Annotated in this window: 14 protein-coding genes; 8 read left to right on the forward strand and 6 right to left on the reverse strand. The window is 69.6% G+C overall.

The window, feature by feature from the left end; translation table 11 throughout:
- Nucleotides 1-52 precede the first annotated feature (52 nt).
- Nucleotides 53-1,117 (forward strand): Holliday junction branch migration DNA helicase RuvB, encoded by a 1,065-nt coding sequence (gene ruvB / locus EJP69_RS23510; RefSeq protein ID WP_126472682.1) that lies wholly within the window; start codon nt 53-55, stop codon nt 1,115-1,117.
- A 6-nt stretch (nt 1,118-1,123) separates the two neighbouring features.
- Entirely contained in the window at nt 1,124-2,083 is a 960-nt protein-coding gene (gene dmeF / locus EJP69_RS23515) for a CDF family Co(II)/Ni(II) efflux transporter DmeF (RefSeq protein WP_126472683.1), read from the forward strand.
- A gap of 40 nt (nt 2,084-2,123) precedes the next feature.
- Here dmeF and EJP69_RS23520 read toward each other — a convergent pair whose 3' ends face one another.
- A complete protein-coding gene (locus tag EJP69_RS23520; protein ID WP_126472684.1) occupies nt 2,124-3,869 on the reverse strand; it encodes a lysoplasmalogenase family protein in 1,746 nt (581 codons plus the stop codon).
- A gap of 94 nt (nt 3,870-3,963) precedes the next feature.
- Here EJP69_RS23520 and EJP69_RS23525 point away from each other — a divergent pair, with 94 nt between their 5' ends.
- Complete coding sequence (locus EJP69_RS23525) at nt 3,964-4,833, forward strand: UDP-2,3-diacylglucosamine diphosphatase (protein ID WP_093205753.1); 870 nt, start codon at nt 3,964-3,966, stop codon at nt 4,831-4,833.
- A gap of 28 nt (nt 4,834-4,861) precedes the next feature.
- On the opposite strand, the gene EJP69_RS23530 is transcribed toward EJP69_RS23525, so the two are convergent.
- Nucleotides 4,862-5,107 (reverse strand): hypothetical protein, encoded by a 246-nt coding sequence (locus EJP69_RS23530; protein ID WP_126472685.1) that lies wholly within the window; start codon nt 5,105-5,107, stop codon nt 4,862-4,864.
- Nucleotides 5,108-5,353: 246 nt separating this feature from the next.
- On the opposite strand from EJP69_RS23530, the gene EJP69_RS23535 reads away from it, so the two are divergent.
- The 5 genes from EJP69_RS23535 to EJP69_RS23555 all read left to right on the forward strand — a co-directional run bounded on the left by EJP69_RS23535 (nt 5,354) and on the right by EJP69_RS23555 (nt 11,675).
- Nucleotides 5,354-6,553 carry an acyl-CoA dehydrogenase family protein gene (locus tag EJP69_RS23535; protein ID WP_126472686.1) on the forward strand — a complete coding sequence of 400 codons (1,200 nt, stop codon included), beginning with the start codon at nt 5,354-5,356 and terminating at the stop codon, nt 6,551-6,553.
- Between the two features lie 9 nt (nt 6,554-6,562).
- Entirely contained in the window at nt 6,563-7,714 is a 1,152-nt protein-coding gene (locus EJP69_RS23540) for an acyl-CoA dehydrogenase family protein (protein WP_126472687.1), read from the forward strand.
- A gap of 73 nt (nt 7,715-7,787) precedes the next feature.
- Nucleotides 7,788-8,909 carry a CaiB/BaiF CoA transferase family protein gene (locus EJP69_RS23545; protein ID WP_093205743.1) on the forward strand — a complete coding sequence of 374 codons (1,122 nt, stop codon included), beginning with the start codon at nt 7,788-7,790 and terminating at the stop codon, nt 8,907-8,909.
- A 13-nt stretch (nt 8,910-8,922) separates the two neighbouring features.
- Complete coding sequence (locus tag EJP69_RS23550) at nt 8,923-10,482, forward strand: long-chain-fatty-acid--CoA ligase (RefSeq protein WP_240652273.1); 1,560 nt, start codon at nt 8,923-8,925, stop codon at nt 10,480-10,482.
- A 44-nt stretch (nt 10,483-10,526) separates the two neighbouring features.
- Nucleotides 10,527-11,675: an acyl-CoA dehydrogenase family protein gene (locus EJP69_RS23555; protein ID WP_126472689.1), complete on the forward strand. Its 1,149-nt coding sequence runs from the start codon at nt 10,527-10,529 to the stop codon at nt 11,673-11,675.
- An 18-nt stretch (nt 11,676-11,693) separates the two neighbouring features.
- On the opposite strand, the gene EJP69_RS23560 is transcribed toward EJP69_RS23555, so the two are convergent.
- The 4 genes from EJP69_RS23560 to EJP69_RS23575 form a co-directional block, all read right to left on the reverse strand.
- Complete coding sequence (locus EJP69_RS23560; protein WP_093205737.1) at nt 11,694-12,071, reverse strand: hypothetical protein; 378 nt, start codon at nt 12,069-12,071, stop codon at nt 11,694-11,696.
- Nucleotides 12,072-12,144: 73 nt separating this feature from the next.
- A complete protein-coding gene (locus tag EJP69_RS23565) occupies nt 12,145-12,972 on the reverse strand; it encodes an AP2 domain-containing protein (protein ID WP_126472690.1) in 828 nt (275 codons plus the stop codon).
- Nucleotides 12,973-13,193: 221 nt separating this feature from the next.
- Nucleotides 13,194-14,021, reverse strand: coding sequence for an AP2 domain-containing protein (locus tag EJP69_RS23570; RefSeq protein ID WP_240652274.1), 828 nt, complete (start codon nt 14,019-14,021; stop codon nt 13,194-13,196).
- A gap of 203 nt (nt 14,022-14,224) precedes the next feature.
- On the reverse strand, nt 14,225-16,891 hold the full coding sequence (locus EJP69_RS23575) for a winged helix-turn-helix domain-containing protein (RefSeq protein ID WP_126472691.1): 2,667 nt from the start codon (nt 16,889-16,891) through the stop codon (nt 14,225-14,227).
- Nucleotides 16,892-16,968 lie beyond the last annotated feature (77 nt).

Consider the following 16,968-nt stretch of genomic DNA (forward strand, 5'->3'; position numbering starts at 1 on the left):
ATTCTGCCAGTGTGTGGCAGGTACTAAACTCCCCGGCGAAGACCCCTCCGCAATGACCATCCAGACTGACGACTTCGCGCCCGCCCCCCAACGCGTGGTGTCCGCCGCCCCGGCCTCTCCCAACGAGGAGGCGATCGAACGGGCCCTGCGCCCCAAGCTGCTCGACGAGTACGTCGGCCAGGCCAAGGTGCGCGAGCAGCTCGAGATCTTCATCGGCGCCGCGCGCAAGCGGAAGGAGGCGCTCGACCACGTCCTGCTGTTCGGCCCGCCGGGCCTGGGCAAGACCACGCTGTCGCACATCGTCGCGGCCGAGCTGGGCGTCAACCTGCGCCAGACCTCCGGCCCCGTGCTCGAGAAGCCCAAGGACCTGGCGGCGCTGCTGACCAACCTGGAGCCGAACGACGTGCTCTTCATCGACGAGATCCACCGCCTGAGCCCGGTCGTCGAGGAAATCCTGTACCCCGCGCTGGAGGACTACCAGATCGACATCATGATCGGCGAGGGCCCCGCGGCGCGCAGCATCAAGCTCGACCTGCAGCCCTTCACGCTGGTGGGCGCCACCACCCGCGCCGGCATGCTGACCAACCCGCTGCGCGACCGTTTCGGCATCGTCGCGCGGCTGGAGTTCTACACGCCCCAGGAGCTCGCGCTGATCGTGCGCCGCAGCGCAGGCCTGCTCAAGGTGGAGGCCGACGAGGCCGGCGGCTTCGAGATCGCCCGCCGCTCGCGCGGCACGCCCCGCATCGCCAACCGCCTGCTGCGCCGGGTGCGCGACTATGCCGAGGTCAAGGGCAATGGCCGCATCACCGAAGACATCGCGCACCGGGCGCTGGCCATGCTCGACGTCGACCCGCAGGGCTTCGACCTGATGGACCGCAAGCTGCTCGAGGCCGTCATCCACCGCTTCGACGGCGGCCCGGTCGGCCTGGACAACGTGGCCGCCAGCATCGGCGAGGAGCGCGACACCATCGAGGACGTGATCGAGCCGTACCTCATCCAGCAGGGCTACCTGCAGCGCACGCCGCGCGGGCGCATCGCCACGCTGGCCGCGTACCGCCACCTCGGCGTGGCCCCGCCTTCCGGCCGCGCCGACGGTCCCGATCTCTTTGGAGCCTGATTCCCCATGCATACCCACGACCTGAGCGCCTGGCAGCACGACCACCATTTCGGCGCAGACACCTCTTCCGCGGAGCGCAGCACGCGCCTCGTGATGTGGATCACCTTCGCGATGATGGTCGTCGAGATCGGTGCCGGCTGGTGGTTCAACTCGATGGCGCTGCTGGCAGACGGCTGGCACATGAGCTCGCACGCGCTGGCCATCGGCCTGAGCGCTTTCGCCTACGCGGCCGCGCGCCGCTATGCGCGCGACCCGCGCTTCGCCTTCGGCACCTGGAAGATCGAGGTGCTCGGCGGCTTTGCGAGCGCACTGGCGCTGCTGGGCGTGGCGGCGCTGATGGTGTTCGGCTCGCTGGAGCGGCTGTGGTCGCCGGCGGCCATCCACTATCCCGAAGCCATCACGGTGGCGGTGCTGGGGCTGGTGGTCAACCTGGTCTGCGCACGGCTGCTGGGTGGGGCGCATCATCACCACGGGCATGACCACGGCCATGCGCACGACCACCACGATCACCACGACCATGGGCATGGCCACGACCTGAACCTGCGCTCGGCCTACCTGCACGTCGTGGCCGACGCCGCGACCTCGGTGCTCGCCATCGCGGCGCTGCTGGGCGGCTGGTTCTACGGCTGGGCCTGGCTCGACCCGGCGATGGGCATCGTCGGCGCGGTGCTGGTGGCGGTCTGGGCCAAGGGGCTGCTGAAGGAAACCGGCAAGGTGCTGCTCGACCGCGAGATGGATCACCCGGTCACGCAGGAAATCCGCGAAGGCGTCGAGACCATGCTGGCCGACTCCGAGACCCGCGTGGCCGACCTGCACGTGTGGCGCGTGGGCCGCGACGCATACGCCTGCGCGCTCACCGTGGTGACGCACTCGCCGACGCTCACGGCCGACGAGGTGCGGGCGTGCTTCTCGATGCACGAGGAAATCCGCCACTCCACGGTGGAAATCCAGCGCTGCGCCGACTAGTTTGGCTCCTTCCCCCGCTGGGGGAAGGCGCAAGCCAAAGTCAGGCGACCTTGGCGCGCGCGTGGCGCACGATCAATATCTGAGCCGCGTAGTAGGTAGCCAGCACCCACAGCGGCGCCAGCGGCAGCGGCATCACGAACTGGTTGGTGGCGAGCAGCGAGTCGCTGAGCATGAAGAAGCAGGCACCTACCGCGACCCAGGCTGGGGACGAGTCCGAATCCTTCAGCACGGTGGCGCGCCCGATGGCCTGCGCAGCCATGCAGGCGATCACCACCACATAGGCGCCGACCGGAATCCGCAGGGCCGCGGGCAGTCCGCCCTGCCAGAGAAAGGCGTACATGCCGGCGCCGATCAGCAGCGTCGCCGCCAATACCCCGCGGCGCGGAAACATGCCGACGCCGATGCGGAACAGCGCGATGTAGGCGAGGTGGGCCAGCAGGAAGCACACGAGGCCGGGAACGAACATCCTGTCCGGCCCCATCAGCAGCACGTCGCCCGCCAGCGAGGCGACCAGGCCGGCCAGCAGCAGGCCGTCGAAGCCGGTCACGGCGCCGGCGGCCATCGCCCGCCGGGCCGCGAAGAAGATCGCGATCGACAGCGCCAGCGGCTTGAAGAGGTGGTGCAGCCAGCCGATGCCCAGTGCCGCGCTGGCCGTGGCCAGGGCGGCCGCCTCGACCAGTAGCACCTCGGTGACGGTCAAGCGCCCCTGCAGCACGCCGCCGATGGCCCACAGCATGGCCGTCAGCGCGGCCAGCCACACGGCGGACTTCGCCAGCGGCATCTGGTCGGAGAACCACAGGAAGACCACCGCGAACCCGATCAGCAACAGGAATTGAATGCCCGCGAACCATTGCACGCCCGCACTCACCGCCGGCTCGTAGCGCGTCACACGGGCGATGTCGAAGGCCGGCTTCGGAAAACGCGCCGCCACGTCGGCCGGCCGCCAGCCGGGCGGCTTGATCCACACGCGCAGCTTGTCGGCCCAGCTGCGCGCGTGCCATGAGTCTTTCGCCAGCGCCCAGTACACCTCGGCGTTGGCCCACAGCGGGTCCCAGCTGCGCAGCTCGCCGCGCGTGCCGTAGACGCAGCGCTCGTCCTCCTCGCGGAAGCTGCCGAACATGCGATCCCACACGATCAGGATGCCGCCGTAGTTGCGGTCGAGGTAGCTGTCGTTCACCGCGTGGTGCACGCGGTGGTTCGACGGCGAGCAGAACCAGCGGTCGAACCAGCCCAGCTTGCCCACCTGCTCGGTGTGCACCCAGAACTGGTAGAGCAGGTCGATCAGCGCCACCACGCCGAACACCAGCGGCGGCACGCCCGCCACCGCCATCGGCAGATAGAAGATCCAGCCCAGCAGCGCGCCGCTGGAGGTCTGCCGCAGCGCGGTCGACAGGTTGTAGTGCTGGCTCTGGTGATGCACCACGTGCGCCGCCCACAGCACGGCCGACTCGTGGCCCATGCGGTGCAGCCAGTAGTAGCAGAAGTCGTAGAACAGCAGGGCGAGCAGCCAGCCGTACCAGGTGGTCCAGAACTCCTTCGCGGCCTCCTGGGGAAAGAGCGCCACCGCCGAATACACGGCCGTGTAGATGCCGATGCGCAGCAGCCCGGTGAGCACCGCGCTGACCTGGCTCAGCATGCCCAGGCCGATGCTGTTCACGGTGTCGGCGAGGCGGTAGGTGTCCTGCCCGGCGCCGCGGCGGGCGCGGACACGGCCGACCGCGAATTCGATCGCGATCAGCAGGAAGAAGACGGGGGTTGCGAGAACGATGATCTGGCCAGGACGCATCGCGCGATTGTGGCGTTGCCACAGCCCCACAAGTCATCGGGATGTCACGGGGGCGCCATCGTATGGTCACCCGGCGGTGGGAGCCTACCGGGCCATGCAACGCGACGACGCTTTCCTTCGCGCATGGCGCGACACCGCGGTCCGGGCCCTCGACCCGGAGGACGACGACCGCGCGCGTCCACCACTGCAATTCCGAACCCTCTGGATCTCCGACCTGCACCTGGGCACGCCCGGCTGCCAGGCCCGGGCCCTGCTCGACTTCCTCAAGCACACCGAGTGCGAGACGCTGTTCCTGGTCGGCGACATCATCGACGGCTGGCAACTCAAGCGGCACTGGTACTGGCCGCAGGCGCACAACGACGTGATCCAGAAGCTGCTGCGCAAGGCGCGCAAGGGCACGCGCGTGATCTTCATCCCGGGCAACCACGACGAGTTCGCCCGCAAGTACCTGCACCACAACTTCGGCGGCATCGACGTGGCCGAGGAATGGATCCACGAGACGGCCGACGGCCGCAAGCTCTGGATCATCCACGGCGATCTGTTCGACGGCGTGATCCAGTGCGCCAAGTGGTTGGCCTACGTGGGCGACTCGCTCTACGAATTCACGCTCAAGCTCAACCGCCACCTCAACTCGCTGCGCGCGCGCATGGGGCTGCCCTACTGGTCGCTTTCCAAGTACCTCAAGGGCAAGGTCAAGCGGGCCGTGAGCTACGTGGGCGACTTCGAGAAGGCCGTGGCCCGCGAGGCGCGCAACCGGGGTGCGCAGGGCGTGGTCTGCGGCCACATCCACCATGCCGAGATGCGCGACATCGACGGCATCCTCTACTGCAACGACGGCGACTGGGTCGAGAGCCTGACGGCGCTGGCCGAGCATGCCGACGGCAGGCTGGAAATCATCGAGTGGGCACAGCACATGCCCGTGCCGTCGAAGGCGACGCCGCAGCGCGAGGTCGTCGCGGCCTGACTCGAGAAGAGAAGCAGGGCTGCCGGGGTCAGCCCTTGCGGTCGCGGTCGTTCGGCTTCGTCGCGTGCTCGAGCTGCTCGCGCCAGGTGTCGTAGTGCCTGAACATGCTCTTGCCCAACTCGTCCATCCACAGCCACCAGGCCAGCGCGAGGTTCTCGGGGCCGTCGGGTTCCGGTGGATTCCGGGAAAGCGTGGCGTCAGGCTGTTCCGGCAACTCGTAGTCGCACAGGCGCTCGACGCTGCTGTGCGAAAAGCCGGGAATGACAGTGCTCACTGCAATGCTCCTTCGGGGGCGGCGCTTTCTTCTCTGCCGCCCGGAACAACTCCCCGGGGGCGATTGAAGCAGGAACCGGTGCCCCGCCGTATCGGACTATCCCGAATGAAAACAAAGGTCTACGGAAATCCGTGAGTTCCGGCGGCGCACGACGCGCACCGCCACGTTCGTCCGATCCGACGATGCCGGCCGGCCCCGCCGGCATCACACTCGGGCGGAGCATTCCGACAGGAGACGACCAACATCATGGCCTGGGCACTCACGACCGCGGAGGCCGCGTTCCGCGACGAGGTCAGAGACTTTCTCGCGCGCGAGCTGACGCCCGAGCTGCGCGCCGCCGGCCGGCGCAGCTCCGGCATCTTCAGCGACCACGAATTCGGCAACCGCTGGCACCGCATCCTCGCGAAGCGCGGCTGGAGCGTTCCGCACTGGCCGGTGGAGCACGGCGGCACCGGCTGGTCGCCGATGCAGCACTACATCTTCTCGGCCGAGCTGGCGGCAGCCGACGCTCCGCCGCGCGCGCCCATGGGCCCGGGCATGGTGGCGCCGGTGATCATCGCCTTCGGCACCGAGGCGCAGAAGCGCGCGTGGCTGCCCGGCATCCGCTCGGGCGAGGACTACTGGTGCCAGGGCTATTCCGAGCCGCAGTCGGGCTCCGACCTGGCATCGCTGCAGTGCAAGGCCGTGCGCGACGGATCCGACTACGTCATCAACGGCACCAAGATCTGGACCACCCACGCGCAGTACGCCAACCGAATGTTCTGCCTGGTGCGTACCACGTCGGGCGGCAAGCCGCAGCAGGGCATCAGCTTCCTGTGCTTCGACATCCCGGCGCCGGGCATCACCATCCGGCCGATCATCAGCATCTCGGGCGACCACGAGCTCAACCAGGTGTTCTTCGACGACGTGCGCGTGCCGGCCGAGGGGCTCATCGGCGAGGAGAACCAGGGCTGGACCATCGCCAAGTACCTGCTGCAGCACGAGCGCGGCGGCGCGTGGGCGCCGATGCTGCGCGCCCGCCTGCGCCGGCTGCAGGCGGCGGCCGATGCGGCTTTCGCGGCCGCGGCGCACGACGCGCACGAGGCCGACGACATGGCCCTGCGCCTCGCCGAGGCTGAATGCGCCATCGACGCGCTCGAGGCCACCGAACTGCAATCGCTGCGCGCGCAGGCCCGCGGCGAGCCGCACGGCATACGCCCGTCGATGGGCAAGGTGCTGGGCTCCGAGCTGCGCCAGCGACTGACCGAACTCGGCGTGGAAATCGCCGCCCACTACGCCGCGGCCGACCTGCCACTGGACGACAGTCTTCAGCGCGGCGAGCTGCCCATTCCCGAGGACGCCGTGTTCTCCATGTCGGCCTACCTCAACGACCGCGCGGCGTCGATCTACGCGGGCTCCAACGAGGTGCAGCGCAACATCGTCGCGGCCCACCTGCTGGCGAACTGAGGCTCTTCGATGACGACAGCCACCACCGAACGCGACGACACCCTGGCGATGCTGCGCGACAGCCTCGCGCGCTACCTCGACGACAACCACGGCTTCGAGCAACGCCTGTACGCGCTGCGCAAGGCCGACGACGCACCACCGCCGTTCTGGCGCGGCCTCGCCACCGAACTCGACCTGCTGGGCGCGGCCCTGCCCGAGTCGGCGGGCGGCCTCGGCGGCGGCATGGCCGCGCACCTCGCGCTGATGGAGACGCTGGGCGGCGCGCTCGCCGCCGAGCCGTACCTGTCGACGATGGTCATCGGCGCAGGCCTGCTGCAGCGCAACCCCGGCGCACAGGCCGACGCGCTGCTGGGGCGCGTGGTCGCGGGCGAGGCCGTGCTCGCGTTCGCGCACGGCGAGCCGCAGAGCAGGCACGACCGCGCCGACGTGCAGACCGAATTCGTGCGCGATGCCGACGGCTCCTTCCGCCTGAGCGGCCGCAAGGCCGTGGTGCACGCAGCGCCATGGGCCAGCCACCTGCTCGTGAGCGCGATCGGCAGCGCCGGCCTCTCGCTGTTCGTCGTCCCGAAGAACACGCCCGGCCTGCGCCTGCGCGCCTACCCGACGCGCGACGGCGGCCGCGCCGCCGACATCGTCTTCGACAACGTGCGCCTGCCGGCCGACGCATTGCTGGGCGAGGAGGGCGGCGCACTGCCGAAGATCGAACAGGCGCTCGACGAGGCCACGCTCGCCGTCTGCGCCGAGTCCGTCGGCGTCATGCGTCGCCTGATGCGCGACACGCTCGACTACGTGCGCCAGCGCAAGCAGTTCGGCGTGCCGATTGCCAGCTTCCAGGTGCTGCAGCACCGCCTGGCCGACATGCACATGGCGCTGGAGCAGGCCGCGGCGCTCACCGCCAGCGTGGGTGAAATCATCGACGACGCATCGAGCGGCGAACGTGCGCGTGCCGTCTCGTCCGCCAAGGTGGCTGCCGCCAAGGCATGCAAGGCGGTCGGGCAGGGCGCGGTGCAGCTGCATGGCGGCATGGGCATGACGGAGGAGCTGGCAGTCGGGCACTACGTGCGCCGCGCCACGCTCATCGAGGGCCAGTTCGGCCCGCCGTCCTGGCACCTGCGCCGCGTCGCGAAGCTGCGCGCCGCCCTGGTGCTGGCGCAGGCGTAGCGCATTCGTCGCTTTCGACGATGCGGCGCCGTGGGGCCGGCGCCAAGATGTCTCCACACACAGGAGACAGACCATGGCAGGTCCACTGCAAGGCCTTCGGGTGATCGAGATGGCGGGCATCGGCCCCGGCCCGTTCTGCGCGATGCTGTTCGCCGACATGGGCGCGGAGGTGATCCGCATCGAGCGCCCCGGCACGCGCACCGCGCCGCACGACATCCTCGCGCGCGGACGCAGCACGCTGCAGGTCGACCTGCGCGCGGAAGGCGCGGCGCAGTCCGTGCTCGACGCCATCGCCAAGGCCGACGTGCTCGTCGAGGGCTTCCGCCCCGGCGTGATGGAGCGGCTGGGGCTGGGCCCCGCCGAATGCCACGCACGCAACCCGCGGCTGGTGTACGGCCGCATGACCGGCTGGGGCCAGCACGGCCCGCTCGCGCACGCTGCGGGGCACGACATCAACTACATCGCCATCAGCGGCGCGCTGCACGCCATCGGCCGCGCGGGCGAACCGCCGGTGCCGCCGCTGAACTACGTGGGCGACTTCGGCGGCGGCGCGATGCTGTTGGCCTTCGGCATCCTGGCCGCGTTGCACGAGGCGAAGAACTCCGGCCAGGGCCAGGTGGTCGATGCCGCCATGACCGACGGCGCGGCGCTGCTGTCGGCCATGATGTACGGCTTCAAATCGGCGGGGCAATGGAGCAACCAGCGCGGCGAGAACATGCTCGACGGTGGCGCGCACTTCTACGACACCTACGCCTGCGCCGACGGCAAGTACGTGGCGGTGGGCGCCATCGAGCCGCAGTTCTACGCGCTGCTGCGCGAGCGCTGCGGCATCGCCGACGACACCGCCTTCGACGCGCAGATGGACGCCGACCGCTGGCCGCTGCTCAAGCTGCGCATGGCCGACGTGTTCCGCACGCGCACGCGCGACGAGTGGTGCGTGCTGCTCGAAGGCAGCGACGCCTGCTTCGCGCCCGTGCTCGACTGGGACGAGGCCCCGGAGCACCCGCACAACGTGGCGCGCGGCACCTTCGCCAACGTGGGCGGCGTGGTGCAGCCCGCGCCCGCGCCGCGCTTCAGCCGCACCGCGCCGGTGCTGCCGCAGGCGACCGCGCGCGACGACGGCCCTGCCGTGCTGCGCCGCTGGGGCGTGGCGGCGGATGCGATCGCGCCTCTTGCGCCTCTTGGCAGTGCCTGAAGGAGACAACCTCGTGTTCCTCACCCAACCCCTGCACAAGGGCCGCCGCGAGAAGGCGAAGGCCATCGCCATCGTCTGCGGCGGCACCAGCCTCGATTTCGCGACTTTCACCGACCGCGTCGCGCGCCTGGCCACCGTGCTGAAGCAGTTCGGCATGGCGAGCGGCGACCGCGTCGGCATGCTGAGCCTCAACTCGCACCGCTTCGTCGAATACTTCTTCGGCACCTGGTGGGGCGGCGGCGTCATCAACCCGGTCAACATCCGCTGGAACCCGAAGGAGGTCGCCTACTCGCTGGACGACTGCGACACCCGCATCCTGCTGGTCGACGACCTGTTCGTGCCGATGGTGCCGGCGCTGCGCCAGCTCTCGGCGTCGCTGCGCACGGTGGTCTATTGCGGCGACGGCGCGGTGCCCGAGGGCATGGTGGGCTACGAGGCGCTGCTGGCCAAGGCCGAGCCAGCGGAAGACGCGCCGCACGGCACCGACGAGCTCGCAGCCATCATGTACACCGGCGGCACCACCGGGCAGCCCAAGGGCGTGATGCTCACGCACGGCAGCCTCTGCATCAACGCGCTGAGCACGGTCGCGGCACTGCCGCGCGATGCGCAGAACGCGGTGTCGCTCGTCGCGGCGCCCATGTTCCATGTGGCGGGCTGCGGCGCCTCCATCCAGAACCTGCTGCGGTTGATGCCCATGCACGTGCTGCCCATGTTCGACGAGCTGGCGGTGCTGCAGGCCGTGCAGTCCGCGCGCATCACCGAGATGTTCATGGTGCCGACCATGATCAAGCGCGTGATCGAGCACCCGCGCTTCGCCGAGTTCGACCTGTCGAGCCTGCGGCTGCTGTTCTACGGCGCGGCGCCCATCGACGCCGCGCTGCTCGACCAGGCGATGCGCGCGATCCCGAAGGCCGCCTTCGCGCAGGTCTACGGCATGACGGAGCTCTCGCCCGTGGTCGCCGCGCTGTCGCCGCATTGCCACCAGCCGGGCCCCGATCGCGACCGACTGCTGCGCTCGGCGGGAACGCCGGTGCCCATTGCCGAGATACGCATCGTCGACGGCGAAGACAGGGAGGTGCCGCCGGGCCAGGTCGGCGAGATCGTCGCGCGCGGCCCGATGGTCATGAAGGGCTACTGGAACAAGCCCAGGGAAACCGAGGCCGCGCTGCGCGGCGGGTGGATGCACACCGGCGACGGCGGCTACATGGACGACCAGGGCTTCGTGTTCGTGGTCGACCGCATGAAGGACATGATCGTGAGCGGCGGCGAGAACGTGTATTCGGCCGAGGTCGAGAACGCCATCGCGCAGATGCCGCAGGTGCTGATGTCAGCGGTGATCGGCGTGCCCGACGACAAGTGGGGCGAACGCGTGCACGCGGTGATCGTGCGGCGCGAGGGCATGGCGCTGGAGGCCGAGGCCGTCATCGCCCACTGCCGCGAGCACATCGCCGGCTACAAGTGCCCGCGCAGCGTGGAGTTCCGCGACGCGCTGCCGCTGTCGGCGGCCGGCAAGCTGCAGAAGTTCCAGCTGCGCGAGCCCTTCTGGGCCGGCAGGGAACGGCGCGTCGGTTGAGCTCCGCGCACGCGACACAAAAGAAAGCAAAGGAAGACAACATCATGGCAATCGATTTCCGCCGCTCGTGGAGCGACGAAGACCTGGAGCTGTACCGCGACAACGTGGTGCGCTTCATCGAGACCGAAGTGCTGCCGCACGACGAGGAAGCCCGCAAGCGCGGCCACGTGGGCCACGAGGTGTGGCGCAAGGCCGGTGCGCTCGGCCTGCTGTGCGCCGACATCCCCGAGGAGTACGGCGGCGCCGGCGGCGACTTCCGCCACGAGGCCGTGTTCTACGAGGAGATGTCGCGCCGCGCGCTCACCGGCATGGCGACCTCGGTGCACAGCATCGTCGCGCACTATTTCCTCAACCACGGCACCGAGGAGCAGAAGCGCAACTACCTGCCGCGCATGGCACGCGGCGAGATGGTGGGCGCGGTCGCCATGACCGAGCCCGGCGCGGGCTCCGACCTGCAGGGCGTGCGCACCCGCGCCGAGAAGAAGGACGGCGGCTACGTCGTCAACGGCTCCAAGACCTTCATCACCAACGGCTTCCTGGCCGGCGTGGTGCTGGTGGTGTGCAAGACCGATCCCGCGCAGGGTGCCAAGGGCACGTCGATCCTCATCGTGGAGACCGAGGGCTGCAAGGGCTTCCGCGTGGGCCGCGTGCTCGACAAGATCGGCATGAAGGCGCAGGACACCTCCGAGCTCTTCTTCGACGACGTGCGCGTGCAGGCCGACGCACTGCTCGGCGGCGTGGAGGGCCAGGGCTTCTTCCAGCTCATGAGCGACCTGCCCTACGAGCGCACCATCATCGGCCTGAGCGCGCTCGCCACCATGGAAGGCGCCTACCAGGCCACGCTCGACTACGTGCGCGACCGCAAGGCCTTCGGCAAGCCCATCGCCGAGTTCCAGAACACCAAGTTCAAGCTGGCCGAGATCGCCACGCAGATCAAGGTGGGCCGCGCCTTCATCGACCGCTGCATCGAAGACCTTGTGGCCGGCAGGCTCGACACCGCCACCGCCTCCATGGCCAAGCTCTGGGGCTCGGAGGCGCAGGGGCGCGTGATCGACGAGTGCCTGCAGCTCTTCGGGGGCTACGGCTTCATGAACGAATACATGGTGGCGCGCATGTACGCCGACGCGCGGGTGCAGCGCATCTATGGCGGCACCAACGAGATCATGAAGGAAGTGATCGCCAGGGCGCTCTGAGCCCCGGACCGCGCCCGCTCAGGACAGCCGCCGGATCTCCGCCCGCGCGATCTCGCGGTGGTGGTACGAGGGCGACAGGCCGATGAACTGCGTGTACTTCTCGCGCGCCGCCTCGGTGTCGCCGGCGTCTTCCAGCTCCAGAGCCTCGAGCGTGAACTGGGTGAAGAGCCGGTTGGCGTCGTGCTCGCGCGCGGTGGCGGCCAGCGTCTTCGGCTGCAGTTCGGGCTGCGCGGCGTAGATCTGCCGCTGCACTTCGATCACCTCGATCAGCGCGCGGCCGATGCGCTGGATGTTCTCGTCCACGGGGTCGAGCCCGGTGCCGCGCACGTCCGTCGCGGCCTGGTCGAGCAGGTGCGAGGCAACTCGCAGCAGCTGGTGGATCCGCCTGTGTGTCATGTGCGGCCCGCTCCGTCCGGGCGACCGCTTCCGGGCTTCGCCGCTTCCGCGAAGCTGCGTCCTTGCAATTCACTCATCCGTTGTTCCGCTTGGCGCCGGGGGCCGTTGCGGCCCGCCCGCGCGACTGGCGCCCCAGGGCCGGCGAGGCCTCCCTGCCGGCAGCCAGGGCTTCTTCTTCCGTGCGCAGCTTGTCGGCGAGCTGGCTCGCGCGCTCGGCGATGGCCAGGCTCTTGGCCGCCTCGGCGCCGTGCGTCTTCACCGAGAAGGCCTTGCTCACGCTGCCCTTGCCGGCGGTGTAGGTGATGGCGAGCCAGTAGCCGGGGTGGCTGGGGTTGGGCGTCTTGAAGTGCACGCCGCTCACGCCGCTGGTGTTGTTGCGCCGGGTGATCTCCGACTTCGATCGCTTGGCCGTGCGCGGTCCCGCCGCATGGGCCGACAGCCCCATGCGGATCGCCTCCTCGGCCGGATGGATGCGTGCCAGCCCCGTCATGCGCTCGAGCTGCCGAGCGCGCTCCTGGATCGCCAGCGCCTGCGCGTCGTCGCCCAGGTCGGCCACGGAGAAGTCGGTGCGCAGGATCTCGTCGGGCGCGATGTAGGTCTTGGCCATCCAGGCGCGCACCCGGCCGTTCGGTGCGAGATGGTGGAACACGCCCGTCACGCCGGTGCTGTTGTTGGTCCGCTGCTTCTCGGCGCGCTCGCTGCGCGTCTGCGGCGGCACGCTGCGCACGATGTGGTCGCGCCAGTCCTGCGCGTGAAGCAGCGCCTGCTCCGCGCCGCCGTAGCTGGCCTTGCCGAACAGCCTGTGATGGCGAACGCCGTTGCGGACGATGGAAACTTCGAACCCCCAGGACCTGGAGTAGATGCCGTACATGGCTGCCGGGTTCGGGATACCTTTGGGCATTCTCGACTTGATGCTGCTACTTTCGTACTCAGCGCTGCTGATTCCGATGGGCTCCCCGACTTGCCCGCTGCTCTTTGGCGCGCGAATTTCGCGGCTATTTTGGCCGAAGCACAAAGGCAAATCGGCGCGTGCGGCCGCGCCTGAAAAAATATCATCGACCCGGGCACGCGAGCATCCGCCGGCCGCCGTGCGAACGGGGCCGGCCCCTGCGAATCGCGTGTTCACTGCTGCGGCCTTGCCCCGGCGGCCAGGCCGTGCGGGCGAGCACCCTGGCGGGGCTCCTGCAGGTAGGGAATCGAGAGCGCGCCGGCCGCGGCCTGCTGCATGTGCACCAGCTTCTGCTCGAGCTGGCGTTCGCGCTCCTCGATCGCCAGCAGCTTCGCCTTCTCGGCCCCGTGCTCCTTGATGGAGAAGGCCTTGCTCACGCTGCCCTTGCCGGCGGTGTACGTGATGGCCAGCCAGTAGCCCGGATGGCCCGGGTTCGGCGCCTTGAAGTGCACGCCGCTGACGCCGCTCGAATTGGTGCTGCGCTTGATCTCCGACTTCGAGCGCTTGTTCGACAGCTGCTCCGGCGCAAAGGCCGGCGGGCTCGTGCGGATCGCCTCCTCGGCCGGGTGCAGCTTGGCCAGCCCGTCCATGCGGTCGAGCTGGCGCGCGCGCTCCTCGATGGCCAGCGTCTGCGCCGCCTCGCCCATCGTGTTCACGGGGAAGTCGGTGCGCAGGATCTCGTCCTGCCCGATGTAGGTCTTGGCGACCCAGGCCCTCACCTTGCCGCCCGGGGCGACCTGGCAGAACACGCCCGACACGCCTGTCGTGTTGTTGATCCGAAGCTTCTCGGCCCGGTCGCGCCGGGGGACCGGCGGCACGCTGCGCACCACGCCGTCGCGCCAGTCCTGCGCCTGGCGCAGCGCCTGCTGGTCGCCGCCGTAGCTGGCGCGGCCGAACTGCTTGAAGTAGCGCGTGCCGTTTCGCACGATCGACACCTCGTAGCCCCAGCTGCGAGGGTAGATGCCATACATGGCTGCGGGATTGGGGATTCCTTTGGGCATGGTGCTTCGGCTTGAGTCCGCTCTCTGGTGCTTTCGATGGCTCCCTGCGCCGGTCGCGCGACTCTCCGCGTCGCCGCGCTGCTTGCGCTATCGCAGCAGTTGGAAGTCTTCGGGGGAATGCTAGGGACGCCCGCAGTGGCGGGGTATCACCGGAATCCGTAGTTCAAGGGGTAGCCGGTGCGGAGGAGAGACTAGATGTAGGTCTATCGGATTACACCGAGCCTGCGCGCGATCGCCACCGCCTGCGTCCTGCTCTTCGCATCCAGCTTCATGTTGATGTTGCGCAGGTGCGTGCGCACCGTGCTGTCCGACACGAAGAGCTTCTCGGCCATCGCGTTGTTCGAGTAGCCCTCGGCCAGCAGCTGCAGCACGCGGATCTCCTTGCGCGTGAGCGGCTCCTTCATCGCGTCGCCGCCGACCGGCGTTTCCGCCTCGGTCGCTGCGGCCATCGGGCCTACGGCCTGCAGCAGGCGCTGCAGGTGGTCCGCGAGGATCGGGTCGATGGTGGCGCCTTCCTGCATCGCCGCGGCGCAGCGATGGACCAGCGGGCCCACCGCGGGTCCTTCGTCGAGGATCAGCCGCATGAAGCCTTCCTGGCTGGCCGCCTGCAGCACTTCGCCGAACTGCTCGACGGCGGCCGACAGGTCGCCGGCGCGCTGCTGCGCCAGCGCGCGCAGCACCCTGAGCTTGAGCGCGCGCCGGTTGCGGGCCACGGCGAGTGCGGCGTGCAGCTCCGCGTCGAGCACGCCCAGCGCCGCGCGCGCGTCGCCGAATGCGATCTCCCAGCGCGCCTTGGCCAGCGCGAGGTAGTCGAGGTCGTGCGCGGGCAGGCGCTGGCGCAGTTCGCGCTGCCACAGCGCGGGGTCGTCGGCGCGCAGCAGCTCGTCGTGCGACGCGGGGCCGTTGCCCTGCAGCAGCAGCATGCGCGAGCGCTCCAGCTTGGCGCCGGCCACCACGCGCGGCAGCTGGCGTGCGTGGCCCAGGTACTCGAGCTCGGTCAGGGCCTGGAAGGCCGCGTCGATGTCGCCCGTGTGGAAGGCCAGCCGCGAGCGCATCACGTGGCTCAGGATCATGTGGTCGGGCAGGCCCACGTCGCGTGCCAGCGGCAGGTACACGTTCAGCAGGCGCTCGGCCTGCGCGAGCTGGTTGGTCTCGTAGACGGCGCCCGCATACAGCACGCCGGCCCATGCGTTGCCGTGGCTGTGGTTGTACGACACCGCGTGCGTCGAATCGACCGCCATGCGCAGCCGCGCTGTGGCCTGCCGCAGCCGGCCCTCGTGCAGGTCGAACAGGCCCGCCAGCGACTCGGTGTACATGCGGTTGAAGGCGCTGTTGCCCTGCTGGCGCCGCGCCGCGTCGAGCAGGCGCCGCGCCTCGTGCTGGTCGCCGCGCACCGCGAGGATGTGCGCCATCGCGTTGAGCAGCACGCTGTCGGCGAAGGCGAGGCCGGTGGGCAGGCGCGCGAGGCTCTGGCGGCCGGCCTCGTAGGCCTCGTCGTGGCGGTCCTGCATGGCCAGCAGCAATGGCACCAGCGTGTGGGCGCTCGCGCGCACTTCGGCGATGGGGCTGTCGAGGCAGCCCGACTTCTCGAGCTGCCGCATCGCATCCCACGGGCCGTGCGTGAAGCAGGTGGCCCACAGCGAGATCGGCTGCAGGAACGGGTGCTCGCGCAGTTGGTGCTCGGGAATGGCCGAGAACCAGCGCGCCAGCATGCGCATGCGGCCCTCTTCGAGGAACTGCGCGGCGTGGCTGTCGAGCAGCGTCAGCGCATGCGGATGGTCGCCGCCCTCGATGGCATGGTCGATGGCGGGCACCGGCCGGCCGTGCGACTCGTACCAGCCCGAGGCCGCGAGATGCAGCCGCGCGGGCTCGCCGGGCATCTCGCGCGCGAGCTGCGCGCGCAGGAAGTCGGCGAAGAGGCTGTGATAACGCCACGCATCGCCGTCGCCACTCACCGGCGTGAGGAACAGGTTCGAAGCGGCCAGCTGCTCAAGGATGGCTGCGCAATCCATGCGCGGGCACAGTGCCTGGCAAACAGAGGCGTCGAGTTGCCGCAGGATGCTGGTGCGCAGCAAAAAGTCGCGGATTTCCTTGGGCTGGTGCGCGAGCACGTCCTCGGCAAGGTAGTCGGCCACGGCACGGTCGGAGCCCGAGAAGCGCTCGACGAAACCGGTCGCGGTGCCGGTGCCGTGGCGTTCCAGCGCCATCGATGCGAGCCAGATCGCCGCTACCCAGCCCTCGGTCTTGCGGTGCAGCAGCGAGAGCATCTCCGGCGGCAGCGCCTGGCGAAGGCCGAAGAAGGCGCTGGTTTCCTCCAGGCTGAAGCGCAGCCGGTCGGTGTCGATCTCGGTCAGCTGCCCGCGCGCGCGCAGCCGGCCCAGGCCCAGGTCGGGCAGGCTGCGCGAGCCGATCACGATCTGCCCCCGGCGCGGCAGGTGCTCGACGATCTCGCGCATCAGGCCCAGCACGGCCGGCTCCTGCACCCGCTCGAAGTCGTCGAGGAATAGCGTGAAGGGCGACTCGTGCGCGGCCAGCGCGGCCACCGCGTCGAAGGGGCTGCTGTTGCTGCCGCGCGGGTCTTCCACGCCCAGGCGCTGCACGGCCTCGGCCAGGCAGTCGAGAAAGCGCGAGACGTCGTTGTCCGCGCGGTCCAGCGTGAGCCACGCGGTGGCGATGCCCCGGGCCTCCATGCGCTCGCGGATCTGCGCCATGGCGGTGGTCTTGCCGAAGCCGGCAGGCGCGCGCACGAGCACCAGCTTCACGGCCGCCGAGGCGACCTCTTCCCCGATCGCGGTGCGCTGCACCTGCGTGGCGACGAAAGCCGGGGGATTGAGCTTGGTTTCGAGGATCCGGGGTGTGGGGGACTGCATGCGGCGCTGAAATCCCGTCGTTTCCGACGATGTGTGCGGTCGATTCTGCTTCCTAAACTGGATGTGGACAAACCATC

The sequence above is a fragment of the Variovorax gossypii genome, assembly GCF_003965815.1.
In the GTDB taxonomy this organism is placed as follows: Bacteria; Pseudomonadota; Gammaproteobacteria; order Burkholderiales; family Burkholderiaceae_C; genus Variovorax; species Variovorax gossypii.

Bases quoted from the DNA above. Each gene is read 5' to 3' on its own strand.
- EJP69_RS23560 (WP_093205737.1), bottom strand. From the start codon at position 12,071: ATGACACACAGGCGGATCCACCAGCTGCTGCGAGTTGCCTCGCACCTG.
- EJP69_RS23535 (WP_126472686.1), top strand. From the start codon at position 5,354: ATGGCCTGGGCACTCACGACCGCGGAGGCCGCGTTCCGCGACGAGGTC.
- ruvB (WP_126472682.1), top strand. From the start codon at position 53: ATGACCATCCAGACTGACGACTTCGCGCCCGCCCCCCAACGCGTGGTG.
- EJP69_RS23525 (WP_093205753.1), top strand. From the start codon at position 3,964: ATGCAACGCGACGACGCTTTCCTTCGCGCATGGCGCGACACCGCGGTC.
- EJP69_RS23540 (WP_126472687.1), top strand. From the start codon at position 6,563: ATGACGACAGCCACCACCGAACGCGACGACACCCTGGCGATGCTGCGC.
- EJP69_RS23520 (WP_126472684.1), bottom strand. From the start codon at position 3,869: ATGCGTCCTGGCCAGATCATCGTTCTCGCAACCCCCGTCTTCTTCCTG.
- EJP69_RS23555 (WP_126472689.1), top strand. From the start codon at position 10,527: ATGGCAATCGATTTCCGCCGCTCGTGGAGCGACGAAGACCTGGAGCTG.
- EJP69_RS23570 (WP_240652274.1), bottom strand. From the start codon at position 14,021: ATGCCCAAAGGAATCCCCAATCCCGCAGCCATGTATGGCATCTACCCT.
- EJP69_RS23545 (WP_093205743.1), top strand. From the start codon at position 7,788: ATGGCAGGTCCACTGCAAGGCCTTCGGGTGATCGAGATGGCGGGCATC.
- EJP69_RS23565 (WP_126472690.1), bottom strand. From the start codon at position 12,972: ATGCCCAAAGGTATCCCGAACCCGGCAGCCATGTACGGCATCTACTCC.
- dmeF (WP_126472683.1), top strand. From the start codon at position 1,124: ATGCATACCCACGACCTGAGCGCCTGGCAGCACGACCACCATTTCGGC.
- EJP69_RS23575 (WP_126472691.1), bottom strand. From the start codon at position 16,891: ATGCAGTCCCCCACACCCCGGATCCTCGAAACCAAGCTCAATCCCCCG.